16 protein-coding genes, 2 tRNA genes and 1 rRNA gene (1 of these 19 cut by a window edge) are annotated in these 17,706 nt (G+C 45.1%); all 19 read left to right on the forward strand.

Going from position 1 to position 17,706, the window contains the following annotated elements; all coding sequences use genetic code 11:
* Positions 1–35: 35 nt before the first annotated feature.
* Positions 36–947, forward strand: a complete 912-nt coding sequence (locus DXD11_RS07775) for a DUF1189 family protein (protein ID WP_118758109.1) — start codon at positions 36–38, stop codon at positions 945–947.
* Positions 948–1,005: 58 nt separating this feature from the next.
* A complete protein-coding gene (pyk, locus tag DXD11_RS07780) occupies positions 1,006–2,751 on the forward strand; it encodes a pyruvate kinase (protein WP_118758110.1) in 1,746 nt (581 codons plus the stop codon).
* Positions 2,752–2,905: 154 nt separating this feature from the next.
* Positions 2,906–4,267: a C40 family peptidase gene (locus DXD11_RS07785; protein ID WP_117874608.1), complete on the forward strand. Its 1,362-nt coding sequence runs from the start codon at positions 2,906–2,908 to the stop codon at positions 4,265–4,267.
* A 216-nt stretch (positions 4,268–4,483) separates the two neighbouring features.
* On the forward strand, positions 4,484–5,011 hold the full coding sequence (gene hpf / locus DXD11_RS07790; RefSeq protein WP_022215810.1) for a ribosome hibernation-promoting factor, HPF/YfiA family: 528 nt from the start codon (positions 4,484–4,486) through the stop codon (positions 5,009–5,011).
* Between the two features lie 166 nt (positions 5,012–5,177).
* Complete coding sequence (gene secA, locus DXD11_RS07795; RefSeq protein ID WP_118758111.1) at positions 5,178–7,751, forward strand: preprotein translocase subunit SecA; 2,574 nt, start codon at positions 5,178–5,180, stop codon at positions 7,749–7,751.
* A gap of 23 nt (positions 7,752–7,774) precedes the next feature.
* Positions 7,775–8,887, forward strand: coding sequence for a peptide chain release factor 2 (prfB, locus tag DXD11_RS07800; protein ID WP_118758112.1), 1,113 nt, complete (start codon positions 7,775–7,777; stop codon positions 8,885–8,887).
* A gap of 126 nt (positions 8,888–9,013) precedes the next feature.
* On the forward strand, positions 9,014–10,213 hold the full coding sequence (locus DXD11_RS07805) for a homoserine dehydrogenase (RefSeq protein ID WP_118758113.1): 1,200 nt from the start codon (positions 9,014–9,016) through the stop codon (positions 10,211–10,213).
* Positions 10,214–10,346: 133 nt separating this feature from the next.
* Positions 10,347–11,552: an aspartate kinase gene (locus DXD11_RS07810; protein ID WP_022215807.1), complete on the forward strand. Its 1,206-nt coding sequence runs from the start codon at positions 10,347–10,349 to the stop codon at positions 11,550–11,552.
* Positions 11,553–11,754: 202 nt separating this feature from the next.
* Positions 11,755–12,234, forward strand: a complete 480-nt coding sequence (locus tag DXD11_RS07815; RefSeq protein ID WP_015533858.1) for a deoxycytidylate deaminase — start codon at positions 11,755–11,757, stop codon at positions 12,232–12,234.
* Positions 12,235–12,296: 62 nt separating this feature from the next.
* Positions 12,297–12,734, forward strand: coding sequence for a tRNA (adenosine(37)-N6)-threonylcarbamoyltransferase complex ATPase subunit type 1 TsaE (tsaE, locus tag DXD11_RS07820; RefSeq protein ID WP_055223209.1), 438 nt, complete (start codon positions 12,297–12,299; stop codon positions 12,732–12,734).
* Positions 12,731–13,456 (forward strand): tRNA (adenosine(37)-N6)-threonylcarbamoyltransferase complex dimerization subunit type 1 TsaB, encoded by a 726-nt coding sequence (gene tsaB / locus DXD11_RS07825; protein ID WP_022215805.1) that lies wholly within the window; start codon positions 12,731–12,733, stop codon positions 13,454–13,456. The genes tsaE and tsaB overlap by 4 nt, the downstream gene beginning before the upstream one ends.
* Positions 13,449–13,907, forward strand: coding sequence for a ribosomal protein S18-alanine N-acetyltransferase (rimI, locus tag DXD11_RS07830; RefSeq protein ID WP_118758114.1), 459 nt, complete (start codon positions 13,449–13,451; stop codon positions 13,905–13,907). Before tsaB ends, rimI begins: the two co-directional genes overlap by 8 nt.
* A 138-nt stretch (positions 13,908–14,045) precedes the next feature.
* Entirely contained in the window at positions 14,046–14,261 is a 216-nt protein-coding gene (locus DXD11_RS07835; RefSeq protein WP_015533862.1) for a hypothetical protein, read from the forward strand.
* A 40-nt stretch (positions 14,262–14,301) separates the two neighbouring features.
* Positions 14,302–15,216: a ribonuclease Z gene (locus DXD11_RS07840; RefSeq protein WP_015533863.1), complete on the forward strand. Its 915-nt coding sequence runs from the start codon at positions 14,302–14,304 to the stop codon at positions 15,214–15,216.
* Between the two features lie 27 nt (positions 15,217–15,243).
* Positions 15,244–16,266: a tRNA (adenosine(37)-N6)-threonylcarbamoyltransferase complex transferase subunit TsaD gene (gene tsaD / locus DXD11_RS07845; RefSeq protein WP_015533864.1), complete on the forward strand. Its 1,023-nt coding sequence runs from the start codon at positions 15,244–15,246 to the stop codon at positions 16,264–16,266.
* Positions 16,267–16,320: 54 nt separating this feature from the next.
* A complete protein-coding gene (gene ispD, locus DXD11_RS07850; RefSeq protein ID WP_118758115.1) occupies positions 16,321–17,094 on the forward strand; it encodes a 2-C-methyl-D-erythritol 4-phosphate cytidylyltransferase in 774 nt (257 codons plus the stop codon).
* Positions 17,095–17,140: 46 nt separating this feature from the next.
* A tRNA-Ser gene (locus DXD11_RS07855) sits at positions 17,141–17,226 on the forward strand.
* Positions 17,227–17,266: 40 nt separating this feature from the next.
* Positions 17,267–17,355 (forward strand) — tRNA-Ser (locus DXD11_RS07860).
* A gap of 192 nt (positions 17,356–17,547) precedes the next feature.
* Positions 17,548–17,706: ribosomal RNA gene (locus DXD11_RS07865) — 16S ribosomal RNA — on the forward strand; its annotated part runs 866 nt beyond the window's last position; the annotation flags it as partial.

A 17,706-nucleotide genomic window follows, 5' to 3' on the forward strand; every position in this document is an offset into this window, starting at 1 on the left:
TTAGCAGGCATATGAAATTTGGAGGACAATAACTGTTGGATGATAAAAAAAGAGTTGGATTTTTAGGCGCGCTGAAGAACATGTTCGTAGGTGTCGCAAAACCGGAAGCTTATTACAGAAATGGACGATTTGGACGGATGTCATCGGCGATGCTGATAACATTTATCATGAGCACACTGACTTATCTGGTGATATTCTTTATTCCATATAACCAGTTGTTTGGCGGCGGAAGGCTTGCGGACAGGATAGACCGGAATATGGAGGATTTTTCACTGACCGGAGATGGTTTTTACTACGATGGGACATTCGACTGGTCGGATGATGAGAACATGTCCTACATAAAGATCGACACATCGAAGACGAAAGTGGATGAAGCTGTTGCAAGAGACCTTGCTGCAGACGGCGGGTATCGTACCATATTCATCATATCAGCGGATGAGATACTCACATATAACTCAGGAAGAACACAGATCATAAGATGTAAGGATATATATGAATCCCTGAATGAGACATATGGATTCAAGGCTGTTACAAAGCAGGATGTGATCAATCTCATAAATAAGCTCGACACACCAGTGCTTGTGCTTGCATGGGTATTTCAGATAATTGTTGGATTTGTGCTCACGTTGTTCTGGTCACTGCTCATAACGGTGGCGGGACTGATAGCGGCATCCATGAAGAAGATCGAGGTATCATTTGGCACTATTTACAAATCTGCCATATATATAAGGTTATTATGGTATTTCCTCATGATGGTCATTGCAACATACATATGGCCGGCGAAGAGAACGATGGGGATGCTGGCGCTTTTCATATCTGTGATATACATATTTGCCGCTGTATCGCAGTATCATAAGAATAACCCGGATGACGATCCACAGGAAGGTCCGGCACAGGTGGAACAGAATGATCTGGCACAGGAATTTGCCCAGTATGAGCAAAGGTAAATAATTAAAGAAGACACATTCAAATACAATATATACAAACAGTAGGAGGAGTATTCATATGAATTTGAGAAAGACAAAGATAATTTGTACATTGGGACCGGCGACGGACGATGATGAGGTGCTCAGAAAGCTCATGATCGAGGGTATGGATGTTGCCAGATTCAATTTTTCTCATGGTGATCATGCCCAGCACAGGAAGAACAAGGACAGAGTGGAGAAGCTTCGTGAGGAGCTTGGACTTCCGGTTGCAACACTGCTTGATACTAAGGGCCCGGAGATAAGGGTTGGGGACTTCAAGGAGGGCAAGGTTGAACTCGTAGAAGGACAGACATTTACACTGACGACAGAGGATGTGGTGGGCGACCAGGCAAAGGTATCCATTACATACAAGAATCTTGTGAACGATGTCAAGCCGGGAGATACCATACTCATCGATGACGGCCTTATAAATATGAAGATAGAGAAGGTTACTGATAAAGATATCGTGTGCCGCGTGGAGAATGGCGGACCTGTATCAAACCACAAGGGTGTAAATGTTCCAAGAGTTAACCTCACCATGCCATACATAAGCGATGTAGACAGGGCGGATATAATCTTTGGTATTGAGAATGATTTCGATTTCATCGCTGCATCATTTGTAAGATCAGCCGACGATATACTTGAGATCAGGAAGATCCTTGACGAGTATGAGTGTGACAATATCAATATCATCGCCAAGATTGAGAATATGCAGGGCGTTGACAATATAGACGACATAATCAGAGTGTCCGATGGAATCATGGTCGCAAGAGGAGATATGGGTGTTGAGATACCTCTTGAGGATGTGCCTATCATCCAGAAGATGATCATCAAGAAGGTATACAATGCGGACAAGCAGGTCATAACAGCTACACAGATGCTTGACTCTATGATGGTACATCCAAGACCTACCAGAGCAGAGGCGACAGATGTTGCAAATGCCATATATGACGGAACAAGTGCAATCATGCTCTCAGGAGAGACCGCAGCGGGCAAGTATCCGGTTGAGGCTCTTCACACCATGAAGACCATCGCAGAGAGAGCAGAGCGAGACATAGATTACAACAAGAGATTCTTCAACAGGGATGCGGTGCAGAATCCTGATATAACGAGTGCTATATCACATGCGACATGTACAACGGCCATAGACCTTGCAGCGGCAGCCATCATCACTGTTACCAAGTCAGGAAAGACAGCGAGAATGCTCTCAAAGTACAGACCAAAATGTCCGATCATCGGATGTACCCCTGTTAAGAAGGTTGCCAGACAGATCAATCTTTCATGGGGAGTTCAGCCTCTTCTTATAGGTGAGGAGAACAACACTGACGATCTCTTCGAGCATGCTGTTGATGCGGCAAAGAAGCACGGCTATGTTAAGGACGGTGAGGTGACTGTAATCACCGCCGGAGTCCCACTTGGTGTGACCGGCACGACAAACCTGATAAAGGTACACGTTGTAGGACATATCCTTGTAAAGGGCTTCTCTATAAATGAGAGATCTGCAACCGCACCGCTCTGTGTATGCGAGTCAGAGGATGAGCTCATCAAGAACTATAAGGATGGAGACATAATCGTCATAAATGAGACCAGCAACAGGATCATGGATCAGCTCAAGACTGCATCTGCGATCGTGTGTGAGAAGAACGGGGGCAATTCACATGCTGCCATAGTCGGACTCAGCCGTGACATACCTGTTATCCTGGGCGCACAGAACGCAACTAAGATCCTTAAGTCGGGCTCTATAGTTACTGTAAATGGCGAGGATGGAGTTGTAATTTCAAACTAGTACATGTAACAAATATGTAACAAAAAATAAATACAAACGTATAAAACAACGCCTCCTGTGTTGACAAATGTAATCATTATTGCTATACTACAATAGATTTGTAACAAAGATGTAATAATTGTTGCGTTAAGATCAGCACAGGAGGTTTTTTATAATGTCTAAAGCAAAGTCATTTAAGAAGACTATAGTTGTTGCTGCAGCGGCAGGAATGATGATCACCACTTCCATAGGAACGGTGAGCGCGGGACAGATATACAGCGATTCAACTGTAGGTATTTCATCTGCATTTGACAGATATGCTAACACCCTTGCGGGCAATGATAAAAACGCAGGCGATGCTGCAAAGGCGGCAACGTCCACAGATGCACAGAAGACTACAGCATCCGCAGGAAAGAATGCTGCGGAGACCAAGAAGGACAAGACAAGCGAAGAGAACAAGGTGAAATATCCTGATTTCAAGGATAAGTGTCTTGTTGCCACCGAGGATTATGTGAATATAAGATCGGGAGCCGGAACTGATTCAGATGTAGTTGGTATCATAGGGAACAATGGAATAGCAACCATAGAGAAGAAGGGCAAGGAGTGGACCAAGGTCACATCAGGTGACTGTACAGGATACATAAGGAATGACCTGCTTCTTTTTGGAGATGATGCGGGAGCCTATGCCGAGGCGAACTGTCCGAAGCAGGTAACTGTCAATACAGAGACACTCAACGTAAGAACAGAGGCTGATGTGAACTCCGACTGTATAACACAGGTTGGATCAGGCCAGAGCTTTGATGTCATATCACAGGATGACAAATGGGTGCAGATAGCACTTGACGACGAGACGAATGGTTATGTCAGCACTGAATTTGTAGATGATACATATGCATTTGCAACTGCCAAGTCCATGGAGCAGATCCAGGCAGAGCTTGATGCGAAGGCTGCGGAAGAAAAGGCGGCAGAGGAGCAGGCAAGACAGGAACAGGAGAGCGCAGACGAGGCAGAAGCTGAGGACGCATCAGATGACAGCCAGAGCACAGAGGATGATTCCTACACGCCAGATCAGCCGGATACAGATTCTGCAGATCAGTCATCGGATACATCAGACGACACATCATCTGACAGCAGCGATTCAGACGATTCACAGAACAATGTAGTGGCACCGAGCGGCCAGACAGGAATAGACCTTGCGAACTTTGCAACACAGTTTGTGGGTAATCCATATGTATATGGCGGATCGAGCCTTACGGATGGAGCTGACTGTTCAGGCTTTGTCATGGCTGTATACGCTCAGTTTGGATATTCACTTCCACACTCAGCGGGAGCACAGTCACAGTATGGAACAAGAGTAGACACTTCAAGTCTTGAGCCTGGAGACATACTTTTCTATGGAGACAGCTCTATAGAGCACTGCGCTATATATATCGGAGACGGAATGATAGTACATGCCAGCACAGAGGAGACCGGTATCAAGATATCCTCTGCATTCTACAGAGATCCGCTCTGTGCAGTCAGAATCATAGGACAGTAGACAAGCTGTATATAATAGGGTATAATGAATACATTGAAGCGCACATGGTATACATGTGCGCTTTTTTGTGTAAAATGGCGAAAACATGACAGCGAAAATAAATAAAGTTGTCAATATGCACATAAAAATACGTCAAATATATTGAAAAAAAGACTCGTTGTGGTATAATGGTCATATCAATTTGGATCATATCCAAAAAAGAAGGAGTTGGGCATCATGAATTACATAATCAGCGGTAAGAACATTGAAGTTACAGAAGGACTTAGAAATGCAGTACAGGACAAGCTCTCAAAGCTTGAGAAGTACTTTGCGGCTGATACTGGCGCACAGGTCACATTCAGCGTTGAGAAAGATAGACAGAAGATAGAGGTAACGATTCCTATGAAGGGACATATCATCAGAGCCGAGCAGGTGAGCGATGACATGTATGTTTCGATCGATCTCGTTGTAGAGGTTATTGAGAGACAGGTTACCAAGCATCGTAAGAAGCTCATTGACAAGGAGCAGAATGTAGCATACCTGAACGATGCATTTGTCGACGAGGACGTTGAGGATGATGACGATATCAAGATCGTGAGAACTAAGAAGTTCGAAGTAAAACCTATGTATCCAGAGGATGCATGTATCCAGATGGATCTGCTTGGACATAATTTCTATGTATTCAGGAATGCAGAGTCAGATGAGGTCAATGTCGTATACAAGAGAAAGGGCGGCACATACGGAATCATCGAGCCTGAATATTAAGATCAGATATTGGCAAAGGCACAGTTAATATAAGTGCCGATGATAATTGAATATAGTATTTTAAAGGAGACTTTCGGTTATAGAAGGTCTCCTTTTTGCTTGATATAAATGTCATATGATGTTAGAATGTACCCTGAATAACGATAGCTAGGAGGTCAAAAACAACATGGGTTTGTTTGAGAAAATATTTGGAACGCACAGCGAGAAGGAATTGAAAAAGATCAATCCTATAGTTGATGCGATAGAGGCACTCGACGAGAAGATGCAGGCACTTTCAGATGAAGAGCTGAGGGGCAAGACACAAGAGTTTAAGGACAGACTTGCTGCCGGCGAGACGTTAGACGATATATTGGTAGAAGCATTTGCGGTTGTGAGAGAGGCTGCATACCGTGTACTTGGAATGAAGCATTACAGGGTACAGCTCATAGGAGGAATAGTTCTCCATCAGGGAAGAATCGCAGAGATGAGAACGGGAGAAGGAAAGACACTTGTATCAACACTTCCTGCTTATCTGAATGCCCTTGAAGGAAAGGGTGTCCATGTTGTAACTGTCAACGACTACCTGGCAAAGCGAGATGCTGAATGGATGGGGCAGGTGCATGAATTCCTCGGACTTAAGGTCGGAATCATACTCAACAGTTCCACAACAGACGAGAGACGTGAGGCGTATAACTGCGATATTACATATGTTACCAACAACGAGCTCGGTTTCGATTACCTGAGAGATAACATGGTAATCTACAAGGAGAAGCTTGTTCTGAGAGATCTTCACTACTGTGTAATCGATGAGGTGGATTCAGTCCTTATCGATGAGGCACGTACTCCTCTTATCATATCCGGTCAGAGCGGCAAGTCCACAGAGCTCTACAAGATGTGTGATTACCTTGCGAGACAGATGAAGCGAGGTGAGGGTGATGGAGAGATATCCAAGATGGATATGCTCATGAAGACAGAGATAGAGGAGGATGGAGATTTCCTTGTAAATGAGAAGGACAAGTACGTCATGCTCACTGCAAATGGTGTGAAGATGGTAGAGCAGTTCTTCCATATTGACAACCTCTCAGACCCTGAGAACATGGAGATCCAGCACAATATCATCCTGGCACTCCGTGCACATAACCTCATGTTCAGAGACAGAGATTATGTGGTGAAGGATGATGAGGTACTCATCGTTGATGAGTTTACCGGACGTATCATGCCCGGACGTAGATTCTCAGATGGTCTGCATCAGGCTATAGAGGCAAAGGAGAATGTAAAGGTCAAGAGAGAGAGCAAGACTCTTGCAACGATCACATTCCAGAACTTCTTCAACATGTTTGACAAGAAGGCAGGTATGACAGGTACAGCCCAGACAGAGGAAGAGGAGTTCAGAGAGATCTATGGAATGGACGTTGTTGTCATTCCTACGAACAGACCTATACAGAGAATAGATCAGCCGGATTCTATATTTAAGACTAAGAAAGAAAAGCTCAATGCGATTGTTGAGCAGATTAATATAAGTTACAGAAAGGGCCAGCCGGTGCTTGTCGGTACGATCAATATCGACGCATCAGAGGAACTCAGTCATATGCTGTCCAAGAGAAAGATACCTCACAAGGTGCTCAATGCCAAGTTCCACGAGCTTGAGGCTGAGATAGTTGCAGACGCTGGACAGAAGAATGCGGTAACCATCGCGACTAACATGGCAGGACGTGGTACTGATATCAAGCTCGGCGAGGGTGTTGCAGAGCTCGGAGGACTCAGAATCATCGGTACAGAGAGACACGAGAGCAGACGTATCGATAATCAGCTCCGTGGACGTTCAGGACGACAGGGAGATCCGGGAGAGTCAAAGTTCTATCTGTCACTGGAAGATGATCTGATGAGACTTTTCGGATCAGAGAGAGTTATGTCAGTGTACGATACCCTTAAGATACCTGAGGGCGAGGAGATAGAGCATAAGACTATTTCCAACTTCGTAGAGAAGGCACAGAAGAAGATCGAGGGTAACAACTTTGCCATAAGAAAGAATCTTCTTGAGTATGACCGTGTTAACAACGAGCAGAGAGAGATTATTTACAAGGAGCGTAGACGAGTTCTTGACGGCGAGAACATGCACGAGGTTATCCTTAAGATGATAAAGGATGATATAAATGCAGCAGTAGATCAGGTATGCTCATCAGAGACAGCACCTGAGGATTGGAATCAGGTAGAGCTGGATGACATGATAAGGGGCATAGTTCCATTTGCTGAGCCGGTTACACTTACCGAAGAGGAAATCAGAAAGGCAGATATCAGCGAGCTTAAAGACAGACTGTACAATGAAGCTCTGGAACTCTATGCTGCCAAGGAGAAAGAAATCGGCGATCCTGATCAGATGAGAGAGATCGAGCGAGTTATCCTTCTCAAGACTATAGATAGAAAGTGGACAGACCATATCGACGACATGGATAACCTGAGACAGGGAATCGGACTCAGATCCCTTGGACAGAGAGATCCTGTTGTAGAATACAAATTTGCAGGATATGATATGTTCAACGACATGACAGCAGCGATCCGTGAGGATACCGTTAAGCTTCTTCTCAGAATAAAGGTTGAGCAGAAGATCGAGCGTGAAGAGGTGAACAAGGTTACAGGAACCAACAAGGACGATACCGTTTCAAAGGGACCTGTAAAGAAAGCCAAGAAGATTGGAAGAAATGATCTCTGTCCATGCGGAAGCGGTCTGAAGTATAAGAACTGCTGTGGCAAGAATGCATAAATAAGTTATACAGGAGAAGCTTAGTGATAGAGTTGGATGAGTTCAGGGCGGCGATGGCCTCCTACAGGGAGCCTTTGGAGGAGGTCAAGTCATCTCTGGATATTGAGAATAAAACAGACAGAATAGCAAAACTTAATTATGAGATGGAACAGCCAGATTTCTGGGATGATATCGACAGATCCCGTGAGGTATCAAAGGAACTGAAGGGACTTCAGGATCTGGTTGACAACTATAAGAAGCTTGAGAATGACTATGTGGACATAGATACACTGATCCTGATGGCGGAGGAGGAGAATGATCCGAGTCTTGTGCCTGAGATAGGGGAGCAGATAGATATATTTACGAAGGAATTTGAGGAGTACAGGATAAATCTTCTCTTCACTGACGAGTTCGATGACTGTAATGCGGTACTCACTCTTCATTCGGGAGAGGGCGGAACAGAGTCCTGTGACTGGGCGAGTATGCTGTACAGAATGTATACCAGATGGGCAGAAAAGCACGGCATGAGTGTTGAGGTGCTCGATTTCCTTGAGGGAGATGAGGCTGGTATAAAGTCTGTCACCATTCAGATAAATGGACAGCATGCATATGGATACCTCAAGTCAGAGAAGGGAGTTCACAGACTTGTCAGGATATCGCCGTTTAATTCAGCGGGCAAGAGAATGACTTCGTTTGCATCCTGTGATGTCATACCGGATATAGAGCAGGATCTTGAGGTCGATATCAGGGATGAGGATATAAGAATAGATACCTACAGATCGAGTGGTGCAGGTGGTCAGCATATCAATAAGACATCATCGGCCATAAGAATCACACATTATCCTACCGGTATAGTTGTTCAGTGCCAGAATGAGAGATCACAGCTCATGAACAAGAATAAGGCTATGCAGATGCTGAAGTCCAAACTTTATCTTTTGAAGAAACAGGAGAATCTGGAGAAGATTTCGGACATCCGCGGAGAGGTAACTGACAATGGTTTTGGAAGTCAGATAAGATCGTATGTGCTCCAACCGTATACCATGGTCAAGGATAAACGTACATCCTATGAGAATTCAAATGTATCGGCGGTTCTCGATGGAGATCTTGATGGATTTATGACAGCCTATCTCAAATGGGTGAATAAGGTTGAGGTGTAGCAGCACATGAGAGTCATTTGATGATAAGAAATTAGTCTTTGACAATGACGCTTTATACTGATAAAGTAATGACGTACTAAACTTGCATTATTATGCAGAAAAAGGAGATAAGAAGGAGATAAAAACATGGTGAATATAGCAGTATTAGGTTATGGTACAGTGGGTTCAGGAGTTGTGGAAGTGATTAACACCAACCATGATATTGTTAACAAGAGAGCTGGACAGGAGATAAACGTTAAGAGAGTGCTTGATCTCAGGGAGTTTCCTGGGGATCCTGTCGAGAACATTCTCACCCATGATTTTGAAGATATACTTAACGACGATGATATAAGCGTCGTTGTGGAGGTTATGGGAGGTGTTGAGCCTGCATATACATTTGTCAAGAAGTGTCTGCTTGCCGGCAAGAGTGTGGCAACCTCCAACAAGGAACTTGTGGCCGTTCATGGACCTGAGCTTATAAAGATTGCCAGAGAGGGCGATATCAATTTCTTCTTTGAAGCATCAGCAGGCGGTGGAATTCCTGTTATAAGACCACTTAACACATCCATAACTGCGGATGATGTTACGGAGATCACAGGAATACTCAATGGTACAACGAATTACATCCTAACCAAGATGGATAAAGAGGGGGCTGACTATGCGACAGTGCTGAAGCAGGCACAGGAGCTCGGATATGCGGAGCGCAATCCTGAGGCTGATGTAGAGGGTGGCGATGCGTGTAGAAAGATAGCTATACTTACATCTCTCGTATATGGCAAGAACCTGGATTACAACAGGATACATATGGAGGGAATAACCAGGATAACAACAGATGATTTCAAGTATGCGGATAAGATGGGTTACTCTGTAAAACTTGTCGGAACAACCAGAAAAACAGACGGCAAGCTATATTCATATGTTGCCCCGGTCATGCTTCCACATGACAATCCGCTGGCAAAGATAGATGATGTATACAATGGCATACTTGTACATGGTAATGCACTTGACGACGTAATGTTCTACGGCAAGGGCGCCGGAAAGCTTCCAACAGCGTCTGCGGTTGTATCAGACGTTATTGATGCAGTGAAGAATGCGGGAAGACATGTTCCTATCATATGGGAGGACGAAGAACTTGAGATGGGTACATTTGCGGACTCAGAGAGCAGATTCTTTGTCAGAACAGATGAGAAGGATGAGGCTGCCATCAAGGCGGTATTTGGTGATGTTGAGTATGTCGATTCTGATCTCGATGAAAAGGCATTTGTTACAGCAGTGATCACAGAGGGTGAATTTGAGGCATGTTGCAATAAGATTGGTGTCAAGAGTGCTCTTAGAGTGCTGGATTAGTACAATATTATTCAATGACCTTGCAATCCTAGTCGAATTGCGGTATTTTACAAAAGGCTTATTTCTTTTTACCGGACCGCTCCGGTGAAGAGTTAAATATACAAATTTTCAAATGAGCGATCAGGAGGACAATATGTTAATAGTAAAGAAGTTTGGTGGTACTTCTGTTGGAAATACCGAAAGAATCTTTAACGTGGCCAAAAGATGTATTGAGGACTGGCAGAGGGGGAACGACGTAGTCGTAGTTCTGTCTGCGATGGGTAAATACACAGATGAGCTGATAGATATGGCTAAGCAGGTAAATGAGAATCCACCTAAGAGAGAGATGGATATGCTTTTTACAATAGGTGAACAGATGTCCGTATCGCTTATGGCTATGGCTATGAATTCTCTTAAAGTTCCTGCAATCTCTCTGAATGCATTCCAGGTGGCAATGCATACAACTTCAGTGTATGGCAATGCGCGTCTGAAGAGAATCGATGTTGAGAGAATAAGACATGAGCTGGAGCAGAGAAAGATAGTTATTGTCACAGGATTCCAGGGAATTAACAAGTATGACGATTACACAACTCTTGGTCGTGGTGGTTCAGATACAACGGCTGTTGCACTTGCAGCGGCACTTAACGCTGATGCGTGTGAGATATACACAGATGTGGATGGAGTATATACAGCAGATCCACGTAAGGTAAAGACCGCACGTAAGCTGGATACGATAACATACGATGAGATGCTTGAGCTTGCTACACTTGGAGCAGGCGTTCTGCACAACCGTTCAGTTGAGCTTGCAAAGAAGTTCGGCGTTCAGCTGGTTGTTCGTTCAAGTCTCAATTTTTCAGAGGGTACAATAGTTAAGGAGGATACTGGAATGGAGAAGATGTTAGTTAGTGGAGTTGCAGCGGATGCAGATTCAGCGAGAGTGGCAGTTGTAGGATTAGAGGACACACCGGGTGTTGCATTCAAGCTTTTCAACCTGCTTGCAAAGAATGACATCAATATAGATATGATACTGCAGTCAGTAGGAAGACATGGAACAAAGGATATTACATTCACATGTAGTGATGAGAATGCAGACAAAGCAGAGGAGATCATCAAGAACAACATAGGCAAGTTTGAGAGCATAGATGTCAACAAGAATGTTGCAAAGGTTTCTATCGTTGGTGCAGGAATGCAGTCAAATGCAGGTGTTGCAGCCAAGATGTTCGAGGCTCTCTATGATGAGAATATCAACATCAGAATGATCTCAACATCAGAGATCAGAGTTACAGTTCTCATCGACGAGCAGTATACAGAGCGTGCAATGAACGCGATCCATGACAAGTTCGCACTCGGCGATCGTTAATTCTAACAGAATCATATGAAGTTCTGTTCTGCAGGACCTTACAATATACGCCGGGGGAAACTCCGGCTTATATTATCATAAGGGGGAACCGCCGTTAAGGCGGGGGATTCCTTATGATGAAGCAGACGCCGCGCGGAGCGCCTTTCATGCGTCTGCACCCGTAGATAAGGGGGATATAAAAGAAGTTGAAAGGAGTCAGGGTATGAAGAGAACAGATTACATATCGTGGGATCAGTATTTTATGGGCATTGCGATGATGTCGGCAGAGAGAAGCAAAGACCCGTCAACGCAGGTTGGCGCGTGTATAGTGGACAAGAACAACAGAATTCTGTCCATGGGATATAATGGTATGCCGGCAGGATGCGACGATGACACAATGCCGTGGGGAAAGTCTGGAGCCCCGCTTGACAACAAATATTTCTATGTATGCCACGCGGAGCTGAACTCTATTCTTAATTACAGAGGCGGCAATCTCAAGGATGCGATCATATATTCTACTCTGTTCCCGTGCAATGAATGTGCCAAAGCTATTATTCAGTGCGGTATAAAGGAAGTAGTGTATATGTCAGACAAGTATGCGATGACAGAGAGCACCATAGCCTCCAAGAAAATGTTTGACATGGCTGGTGTTGCATACAGACCATTTGAAGCAAAAGGCAGGAAGATCACGCTCAATCTTTAGAGTTAACAGAATAGTTCCGGAATACCGGAAAGAACACATATGTATGACAGACAGGAGAGAATATGGTCATAGAGAGTAATAGCAAGGAAGAAACCTACAATGCAGGAGTGCAGCTTGGACAGAATGCAGCTCCTGGCCAGGTGTACTGTATATATGGAGATCTGGGAGTTGGCAAGACGATAATATCCCAGGGGGTGGCAGCTGGACTTGGAATCACTGAAGTGGTGAACAGCCCTACTTTCACTATTGTGAAGGAGTATGACGAGGGCAGATTGCCTCTGTATCATTTTGACGTGTACAGGATCGGCGATGTGGACGAGATGGATGAGATAGGCTACAATGAGATGGTGTATGGAGATGGAGTATGTCTTATAGAGTGGGCTAACCTCATTGAGGAGATATTACCTGGCACATACACCAGAATCGATATAGAGAAGGACCTTTCAAAGGGCCTTGATTACAGGCGTATTACGATAGAAGAGAGGCATGATCAGATATGAAGATCTTAGCATTTGACAGCTCAGGACTTGTGGCGAGCGTTGCCATAGTCGAGAACAATAATTTGATAGCTGAATATACAACCAACTACAAGAAGACACATTCCCAGACACTGCTTCCTATGCTGGAAGAGATCGTGAAGATGACAGAGACGGACAAAGAGAGCTTTGATGCGTTGGCTGTTGCTGCAGGACCGGGATCATTTACAGGACTCAGGATAGGCTCAGCGACGGTCAAGGGACTTGCACTTGCATGGAATATACCGGTTATTGCGGTGCCGACACTTGAGGGGCTTGCATACAATGTGTGGGGAACTGACAGACTTATCTGCCCTATCATGGACGCGAGAAGAAAACAGGTGTATACGGGACTTTACAGTTTTAACAGTGATGACAGGCTTGAGACGATAATGGATCAGACTCCTATGGATATTGCCGACCTTATAGACCAGCTCAATGAGAGAGGGGAAAAGGTTATATTTGTGGGAGATGGAATAGATGTGTATGCTGATGTTTTGAAAGAGAAGATGACGGCAGACTATGCGTTTGCTCCGGCACACATGAATAAGCAGAGAGCTGGCTCGGTGGCAGCCGCAGCCCAGGTGAGATATGCAGCCGGACAGTATGAGGAGGGGGATACATTTGCTCCTGAATATCTCAGACAGTCACAGGCAGAGCGGGAGAGAGCTGAAAAGGCAAAACTGGAGAATGATGGACATGAATAGTTGCTTTTTTCATGTACGCCCGAGACTGGCAGATATGAAAGACCTGGCCGGGATAGCTGCACTTGAGATGGCGGTGTTTTCGCATCCGTGGAATGAGGAGATGGTGTCCTCATCTATACAGGGGACATACGATCATGTCAAGATCCTTGAGACTTCTGAAGGAGAAATCGCCGGCTATATCATATATTCGGCGGTGTGTGACAGTGCAGATCTGCTCAGGGTAGCAGTGAATGCCGGATCAAGACGTCGTGGCATCGGCTGTAAGCTGATGGAAGCCATGATCGATGACTGCAAGGACAGGAATGTGCAGAGCATATTTCTGGAAGTCAGGGAATCCAACGCTGCTGCGATAGCTATGTATGAGCAGTTTGGATTTATAAAAATTTCTACAAGAAAAAAATACTACGACTCACCGGTGGAGGATGGTCTGGTTATGCAAAAACAGTTGTAGTAATAGATATATGCAGAATATACAGTGCGTGGAGACCACATTTGCACGGCTGGAAAACATTGTCGGTATATTCTGTGAAGGATCTAGCTTATAATCAGACTCATAACAGGGCTGCATACAGTCGGACAGGAGATAAATATGAGTGAGATCAGATGTAATAGGTGTGGAAGGATAATTGTATTTGGAGATATGCATAACAAGGAGGATTACGTCCTTATTCAGAAGGAGTGGGGATATTTCTCGCGCAAGGATGGCAGAAAATACACACTCAGGATGTGTGAGGACTGTTACGACAGACTTGTAAATGAATGTGTCATACCTCCAAGGATAGATGATGTGACAGAGTATGCATAGAGTATGCATATAGACTCTGCCTTAGAAATGGAGATAGAAGATGATAGACGTATGTCTTTTGGGGACCGGAGGGATGATGCCGCTGCCATACAGGGCACTTACATCTCTCGTGGTCAGATATAACGGACACGAGATGCTGATAGACTGCGGAGAGGGAACCCAGACCTCAATGCGTCAGCAGGGCATGATAGGCTTTAAGCAGATAGATGTGATCTGCTTCACACATTTTCATGCAGATCATATAAGCGGATTGCCGGGGCTGCTGCTCACGATAGGCAATGCCGAGAGAACGGAGCCACTTCTTATGGTTGGCCCAAAGAGACTTGAGAAGGTAGTCAATTCCCTAAGGGTTATAGCGCCTGAGCTTCCGTTTGAGATCAGGTTCCAGGAGCTCTCGGAGGCTGAGGAGAGCTTTATGTGGGAGGATCTCAGGGTGGATGCATTCAGGGTGAATCACAATGTGACATGTTATGGATATTCCCTTTCGCTTCCAAGAACAGGAAAATTCAGCGTGGACAGAGCTAGAGAGAATGAGATTCCAATGAAATACTGGAATGGCTTGCAGAAGGGCAACACATACGAGGAGGATGGACACATATATACTCCTGATATGGTGCTTGGTCCTGACCGCAAGGGTCTGAAGCTCACATACTGCACAGATACCAGACCGACCCCCCTTATAGAGAAGTATGCAGCCGGATCAGATTTGTTCATATGCGAGGGTATGTACGGCGAAAAGGAGAAAGAGATAAAAGCCATAGAGCATAAGCATATGATGATGCAGGAGGCTGCGGCCATAGCGGCAAAGGCAGATGTGGGGGAGATGTGGCTTACACATTACAGTCCGTCGATGGCAAAACCGGCGGTGTTTATGGATGAGATAAGAGAGATATTCCCGAGAACTATTGCAGCAAAGGACAGGACGACAACAACGCTCAAGTTTTCGGAGGAGTAGAATAGATCGACAAAGGTGAGATGAATTATGGAGAAAGATGTAAAGATACTGGCTATAGAATCCTCATGTGATGAGACATCCGCAGCGGTTGTTGTGAATGGAAGAAACGTACTGTCAAATATAATATATTCACAGATAGATATCCATACACTTTATGGAGGCGTTGTGCCGGAGATAGCTTCGCGAAAGCACATAGAGAAGATTACACAGGTCATAAGACAGGCGCTCAAAGAGGCAGAGTGCACACTGGATGACATAGATGCGGTTGCAGTCACATATGGACCGGGGCTTGTTGGTGCTCTTCTCGTTGGCGTGGGAGCAGCCAAGGCCATAGCATTTGCAAAAGATATACCACTTGTTGGTGTGCATCATATAGAAGGTCATATAGCAGCGAACTATATAGAGAACAAGGAGCTTGAGCCTCCGTTCATGTGCCTTGTCGTGTCAGGAGGTCACACACATCTTGTAAAGGTAGTCGATTACGGCAAGTTTGAGATACTGGGAATAACCAGGGATGATGCGGCAGGAGAGGCATTTGACAAGGTAGCAAGGGCTATAGGACTGGGTTACCCGGGAGGACCGAAGATAGATCGTAAGGCGAAGGAGGGCAACCCTGACGCTATAGAATTTCCAAGGGCAAAGGTGGCAGAATCAGCCTATGACTTCAGCTTCAGTGGCCTGAAGTCCGCAGTGCTCAACTATATCAATCAGGCTCATATGAGAGACGAGCAGATCAATGATGCCGATGTGGCAGCATCATTCCAGAAAGCAGTAACGGAAGTGCTCACAGAGCATGCGGTTGCTGCGGCAAAGGAATACCATATGGATAAGATAGCCATAGCTGGCGGAGTTGCGTCCAATTCTGCTCTCAGAGCCAGCATGAAGGCGGCCTGTGAGAAGGCTGGGCTTACATTGTATCATCCATCGCCGATACTGTGCACGGACAATGCGGCCATGATAGGTGCGGCGGGATACTACGAATACATAAATGGAACAAGACATGGATGGGATCTGAATGCCATACCAAACCTCAAGCTGGGTGAGAGATAACCAGCCTGGTCAAGTGTGTGATGGTGTCAGACTACTACTAGGGAGAAGATGAACATGGGCGATGCGGATAATGCTGATTACAAGGAATCAAATATAGAAATCTTTGATACAGTGGATGAAGTAAAGGTCACGGCAATAGTCCTTGCAGCCGGAAAGGGCAGCAGGATGCACAGCGATATACCTAAGCAGTTTATGACGCTGGGGGATTATCCAGTACTGTATTATTCGCTCAAGGCCTTTCAGGACAGTTCGGTTGATGACATAATTCTTGTCACAGGTGAGGATTGTGTAGAATATTGCAGAAATGACATAGTAGACAGGTACAACATCACCAAAGTCAGGAAGATCGTGACCGGTGGGGCAGAGCGCTATGACTCCGTACATAATGGACTTATTGCGGCGGATGGTGCGAAGTATGTACTCATCCATGATGGTGCGAGACCATGCATAACCCAGAAAATCATCACAGATTCCATAGATGCAGTAAAGATATATTCTGCGTGTACAGTAGGTGTACCCGTGAAGGATACCATCAAGATAGTAGATGAGGATCAGATGGGAGTGGATACTCCTGATAGATCCAGGCTGTGGCAGGTTCAGACTCCACAGAGTTTTAACAGGGAACTTCTGCTTACCTGTTATGATGGACTGGCGCATGACAAATGTCAGGTTATAACGGATGACACAATGATAGTGGAGCGTTATAGCAGCGTCAGAACGAAGGTGATAATGGGGGCGTATGAGAACCTGAAAATCACCACTCCTGAGGATTTAAAAATTGCTTCGAATTTTTTGAAAAAAGATGTTGACACAAAGATGGTAAAGTGATAATATGTACAAGTCGCCGGTTGATGGCGACAAACAAAAACAACTTGGAGAGATATCGAAGCGGTCATAACGAGGCGGTCTTGAAAACCGTTTGTCCGAAAGGGCGCGAGGGTTCGAATCCCTCTCTCTCCGCTGGCTTTCATACATAATGAAAGTTCAAGCGCTTGATACTGGAGAAGTACCCAAGCGGTTGAAGGGGCTCCCCTGGAAAGGGAGTAGGCCGTTAATAGCGGCGCGAGGGTTCAAATCCCTCCTTCTCCGTTAGACATACTTAGTATCAGAGCTATATAAGAACCTTGAAAAATTAACAACATGACAACCCTGAAATTCCAAACAAGAATTTCAAGAACGTCGGATCAGAGATGATATCAAAGATCTAACAAACCAATAACAGTAAAGATGGTTAGGAAAAATACAAGCTAGTATGATTTCTGACATAGGATTTACAAACTTTTTAATGAGAGTTTGATCCTGGCTCAGGATGAACGCTGGCGGCGTGCTTAACACATGCAAGTCGAACGATTGAAGCTGGAGCTTGCTCCGGCCGATTTAGTGGCGGACGGGTGAGTAACGCGTGGGTAACCTGCCTCATACAGGGGGATAGCAGTTGGA

Origin of the sequence: Coprococcus sp. TF11-13 (assembly GCF_003481085.1) — a bacterium.
Taxonomy (GTDB): domain Bacteria; phylum Bacillota; class Clostridia; order Lachnospirales; family Lachnospiraceae; genus Coprococcus; species Coprococcus aceti.